This is a genomic window from Bartonella sp. OC68QHHN (genome assembly GCF_042193875.1).
In the GTDB taxonomy this organism is placed as follows: Bacteria; Pseudomonadota; Alphaproteobacteria; order Rhizobiales; family Rhizobiaceae; genus Bartonella; species Bartonella grahamii_A.
Window position 1 is genome coordinate 1 of the sequence record NZ_JBHIME010000062.1, and the last position, 3,603, is coordinate 3,603.

A 3,603-nucleotide genomic window follows, 5' to 3' on the forward strand; every position below is an offset into this window, starting at 1 on the left:
GAATAAGGGGGATTACCAAAGATAACTTCAATATTGAGCTTTTTCTGAAGTTCTAAATATGCGCTGTTTTCCTCTAGTAAGCCCTTCATCAGATCTTGCTTTTCAACCGTCTGAAACGTATCGGTTAAACCAATATGCTTGAAAGGGATATAATTCCCTTTCATAAGACCATGATAGGTTGCTTCAATGTTAATGGCTGCTATGTAATAAGCCAGTAAAACAATCTCATTGGCATGGATATCATGACGGAATTTATATTCCATATCCTCTGGTTTGATGAGATTTGATTGTAAAAGCCGTGTGATAAAGGTCCCCGTTCCAGTGAAAGGGTCAAGAATAGAAACACCCCGTGACCCCAAGCTTTTTCCAAACTCATTGCGTAAGACATCATCAACAGAATGAATGATAAAATCGACAACTTCAACGGGGGTATAAACAATCCCAAGCCTATCCGTTGTCTTCTTAAATGCCTTGGCAAAAAAATCTTCGTAAAGCTTGATAATAAGATTTTGTCTTGCCTGTGGTTCGGTAATGCCAGAGGCACGGAACTTTACGCTGTCATAAAACTCTTGTAATTCTTTGGATTCTTCCTCGATATTGGTTTTATCGAGTTCTGTTAAGATTTTTTCCATTGCTTGCGAAATGGCATTGTTTTGCACAAATTCATTGCCTTCAAACAAGGCTTCAAACACGGGACGCGTTACAAGATGTTGCGCTAACATCTCAATCGCTTCTTCTTGTTTTATCTCACTGTTTAAGTTGTTTTTTAATTCCTTATAAAACGCATCAAAGGCATGATAAGCTTCGCTTGTCTGATCAGAAAGCATAGTTTCAAGGCGTGTGATATGGTTTTGTGCAATCTCAGCAACATTGCCAGCCCAAATGCCCCAATAATCACTCATAGTAGATTTTTTAACAATCAGTGTTTTGAGAGCATTGGGAAACTCAACAAAAAAGGGTAATCTTCCTGTTACGCTATGACTATGTTGCGGTTCATGAGCTTGTGTCCCAATACGAAGTCCGGATTGTTCCGATTTTTCGTGGAGCGGGATTTCGTCAATAACCGTGGTGACATTCTCTAATTCGGTTTTCTTAGAAACTGTAACAATGTCGATAATAGAGCTTACGTCTTGCCCTAAGACCATCTGGTTAAGGGTTTTACTAAAATTCTCATCATGGGCAAGCAAAGCATTGAGAACTTGCCAGACAACACTGTATCTCTTATTGTTTTTTAATGCCTCTTCTGGTGAAACACCAGCAGGAACACCAACCGGCAAAATGATATAGCCCATCTTTTTGCCTTTTGCACGACGCATCACACGTCCCACCGCCTGTATCACATCCACTTGGCTTTTACGCGGGTGTAAAAACATAACCGCATCAAGGGAAGGAACATCAACACCTTCTGAAAGGCAGCGTACATTGGTTAATATACGGCAGACATTCTCACCCGCATCTTCTTTCAACCAATCAAGTTTTATCGTACGGTTTTTGGCACCAGATTTTCCATTAATATGATCTGCTTGACAGTTAAGAAGGGGAATATTTTTATGGTTTTCATGAAGATTACGTAAATCTTTCTTAACTTCTTCATCGTTGAATGTTCTACATATGCGTTCAGAAGTATCAATATCTCTACAAAAAGCCAAAGCTCGATGCATGGGTCTTGTATCATCCCCAAGATCAATTTTCAGATCCATTTTGGTAAGCGCTTGATAACAACCCATGATCTTTGTTCTATCATCAAGAATAAGTTCATAATTCTCATCTGTCATCAGATGCTGGATAGATTTACTCACTTCTCCTTCATCAACACCTAAAACGATAATCTTGTAAGGCGTTAAAAGTCCATTTTTTACAGCATGGGAGAAACTATAAGAATAAAGGATTTTGCCATAAAGCTCTTCATCATCCATAGAAGCCAGAACAGCATCAATCTCATTAGCTTGTTTTTTGGCATTATCACTAAAGATACGAGGTGTTGCTGTCATATACAGACGTTTCTTGCCCCGAATAAGGCTATTATTATGAACCTTGATAAACTCAGATTCACTCTTGTCTGTTCCTAACACAGCTCCAGTGGTACGGTGTGCTTCATCACAAATGATCAGATCAAATTCGGGTAAAGCATATTTCTTTTGCGCATCCGAAATCACTTGGATCGAATGGTAGGTAGCAAAGACCACTGTCATTGTATCAGGAGAAGTCTTATTGGCTTTTTCTCCAAGCTTTTGAGAATCTGTTGTTGCTGGTAGAGCGAGATCCGAGACATCGAGTTCGGCAGCATCATCTTGGGCTTTACGACGCTTGCCAACTTGTGTATCAGAACACACCGCAAAGGAACGCAAGGGTATCTCTGTATCTGCTGTCCATTCTCTTATTGTTTGTGACATTAAAGAAAGAGAGGGGACAAGAAATAAAACACATTTACCTTGACCAGCAAGAGCTTCTGCTATCTTCAAACTGGTAAAGGTCTTTCCCGTTCCACACGCCATAATCAGCTTGCCACGGTCTGCTGTTTGTAAACCGTCACAAACAGCTTTAAGCGCTTCTTGTTGATGATCTAAAAGCTTTTTCGGTTCTTTTTTCTTAAGAGTAGCTTCCCCTTTGCTTTCAAAGGTTGACCAATCTATTTGACTGTTTTCCAGATCAAAAAGATTAATCCGTTGAATGCGGATTCCTTGTCCTTCACAGGTGAGATCGGCATTGTTACTCCAATTACCTTCGGTGCTATCAACCAGAATACGGCGTGTGAAGATCTTTTTTCCCGAGGCAGCAATAAAGCTATCAATATCTTCTTTCTTGATCTGATGATTTGCACTATAAAACTTACATTGAATAGCGGCATATCCTTCTTCATCACGAATTTTAGCAACCAGATCAATGCCGATATCACGCCCATCTTCCCCATGCTCTTTAGCCCATTCACAATAGGTTTGAACTTTTTCATATTCTTGGCATTGAAGCGGGTCTTGCGTCAAATAAGCAATCACAAACTTTTCAAAAGAAGTTCCTCTATCGCGCGCACTTTCTGTATGATCACGGTAGGATTGTAACAGAGAGCGTAATGTCAGTGGTTTGGTATGAGATTGAAGCATTTATAATAAAACCCCACCGCTTTATAAGCGTTGATCTATCGGTGTCAAAAAAACTCTAAATAGAGTTTGCTAGATCTATTAAAAACAAATAGCAATAATAAAATAAGAAAAGGGTGTTCAAGAGCCACAACCTGCTTAAAAAGAAATTTCATAAAGGCTACTTATCCACAGCCTATGACATGAGGTCAGATCAGCAAAATAGTGAATTTTGCTGTTTATTTCACGAGTCAATCAAGATAAATGAAGCATGTGCTTTTAAAATATCATAATGATTATTTTGAAACGTTTTATGAGGCAGTTTACAGATAGCTTTTGAAGGTTTTTCAAATCCTTAAAACCATCAAAACTCATAGATGAGGCGTTCTTTGAAGGTTCACTCTATGAATAAGGGGACATGGTTTAGCAAATTTATCCTTTATATTTATGGGGATATTGATGTATTAACTATTGACGGGCTAAACAGTTTTGTTTAGAGGTTTTCTCATATAAATGTGGGGGAGAGATC

The 3,603-nt window shown here is 38.9% G+C and carries 1 protein-coding gene; it reads right to left on the reverse strand.

What is annotated here, in order from left to right:
- Window positions 1–3,098: DEAD/DEAH box helicase family protein (locus ACFIJ0_RS07200; protein WP_375644170.1), on the reverse strand; the 3,098-nt coding region annotated here is incomplete at its 3' end.
- Between the last annotated feature and the right edge of the window lie 505 nt (window positions 3,099–3,603).